This window comes from Rickettsiales bacterium (genome assembly GCA_033762595.1).
GTDB lineage: Bacteria > Pseudomonadota > Alphaproteobacteria > Rickettsiales > UBA8987 > JANPLD01.
The window spans coordinates 1-1863 of the sequence record JANRLM010000060.1 but is presented as its reverse complement, the minus strand read 5'-3'; the positions used below and the strand labels follow the sequence as shown (position 1 = coordinate 1863).

Annotated in this window: 2 protein-coding genes; one reads left to right on the top strand and one right to left on the bottom strand. The window is 31.3% G+C overall.

Annotated elements, in window-relative coordinates; genetic code table 11:
* The coding region (locus tag SFT90_04590; GenBank protein MDX1949761.1) for a prepilin-type N-terminal cleavage/methylation domain-containing protein at positions 1-321 on the bottom strand (321 nt) is incomplete at its 3' end.
* 148 nt (positions 322-469) lie between these two features.
* Between SFT90_04590 and glmU the strand changes: the two genes are divergently transcribed.
* On the top strand, positions 470-1774 hold the full coding sequence (gene glmU, locus SFT90_04585) for a bifunctional UDP-N-acetylglucosamine diphosphorylase/glucosamine-1-phosphate N-acetyltransferase GlmU (protein MDX1949760.1): 1305 nt from the start codon (positions 470-472) through the stop codon (positions 1772-1774).
* Positions 1775-1863: the final 89 nt, after the last annotated feature.

The following is a 1863-nucleotide window of genomic DNA, read 5'->3' as shown; positions in this document are numbered from 1 at the left end:
TCCCATTGCTCCATCTGTTGCTCCATCTGAATCAGTTGCAGCAATATTATCAGTAGATGAAGAACAAGCGGCACCTGTTCTTGGGCAGTTAATTCCAAATTGCCTCGCACGAGATATATCCCCCGGATACTCCCTATATTTTGCCCTAAATGTGTTAAGCGATGTATCCAAACTCTGAATTTGGGTTACCACAGACCTTATCTGAGCTTGCTTTATAAGCTCTTGCCCTTGCAAAACACCACCAACTAGCAATCCAACTATTACTAATACTATTGCTAATTCCACCAAAGTGAAACCTTTCGCATTACTTTTTTTATGCATACTAATTTCCATAAACTTGTAGATATTAGATTAAGTATTAACTTTTTTTATATAACAACAATTAATTATTGATTTTATGTAAAAAATATATTCCATAACTTCAAACTGTGCATAGAATGCAACATATTATAATTTTCAAAAATCAAAAATGTTAAACAATTATAAAAATATTTGTCTTATTCTTGGTGCTGGAAAAGGCACTAGAATGAAGAATGATACTCCAAAAATACTTCACTCAATTGCTGGGAAAAAACTAATTGAATATTCATACCTCACAGCAAATCTATTAAATGCTGAAGTTATAACAATAATTTCAGAACTAAGCGACGAAATATCACCAATATTAAATAAATATCAATCAAAAAATGTAATCCAAGCAGAAAGGCTTGGAACAGGCCACGCAGTTAAGCTCTGCCTTGATTTAATTCATCCAAATAATAATGTGATAATTCTTTATGGTGATACACCTTTCATAAAAGTTGAAACTATTAATAATATGTTATCTGAAATTTCAGATAACACAGCAATTTGTATTTTAGGCTTTGAGGCAAGTAATCCCTCAGGCTATGGCAGGCTAATTTCAACTTCAAATAATAAGGTTTTAGAAATCATTGAAGAAAAAGAAGCAAATCTTGAGCAAAAGAAAATTTCCTTATGCAATTCTGGAATTATGGTTTTTAATGGAAAATACATTAACGAAATAATTTCTAAAATTGATAATCAAAATTCTAAAGGTGAATATTATCTTACTGACGCCGTTAAAATCGCTAATAATTTAGGGCTTGATGTAAAATATATCTCAACTAATGAATCAGAAGTTATTGGAATTAATAGCCAACAAGAAAGGGCAGAGGCTGAGAAAATTTATCAAAATCAATTACGAGATAAACATCTTTCTAATGGCGTAATTATTACTGACCCACAAAATGTTTATTTCTCTGATGAAACGGAAATCGCTTCTGGCGTGATAATTGATCCTTTCGTAGTTTTCAAAGGAAAGGTTAAAATTGGTAAAAACTCTGTTATAAATTCCTTCTCTCACTTAGAAGATTGCGAGATTGCAGAAAATGTAAATATCGGCCCATATGCTAGAATTCGCCCCAAAACTAAAATCTATGACGATGCAAAAATCGGCAATTTTGTTGAACTTAAAAATGCGAAAATCGGGAAAGGCTCTAAAGTAAATCATTTATCTTATATCGGTGATGCAAACATTGGTAAAAATGTTAATATCGGTGCTGGAACTATCACTTGCAATTATGACGGTAAGAACAAATTCACTACTGAAATTGCGGATAATGTTTTTGTTGGTTCAAATTCCTCACTCATTGCACCAATTAATATTGCAGAAAACGCAATAATTGGTGCTGGAACAACACTATTTGCAGATGCTCCTGCGAATAAAATCACTATAAACAAAAAAGAAATTAGAGTTTTAGATAAAAAATTATAAAATGAAATTATGGAAAACAATTTAGTAGTTATATTTTATAATCAACTTAAAAAAGTTCATGACTGGGATAGCTTTGTGCATTTTTTTGA

Excerpts from the sequence above, each read along its gene's own strand:
- glmU (MDX1949760.1), top strand. The coding sequence starts at position 470 with ATGTTAAACAATTATAAAAATATTTGTCTTATTCTTGGTGCTGGAAAA.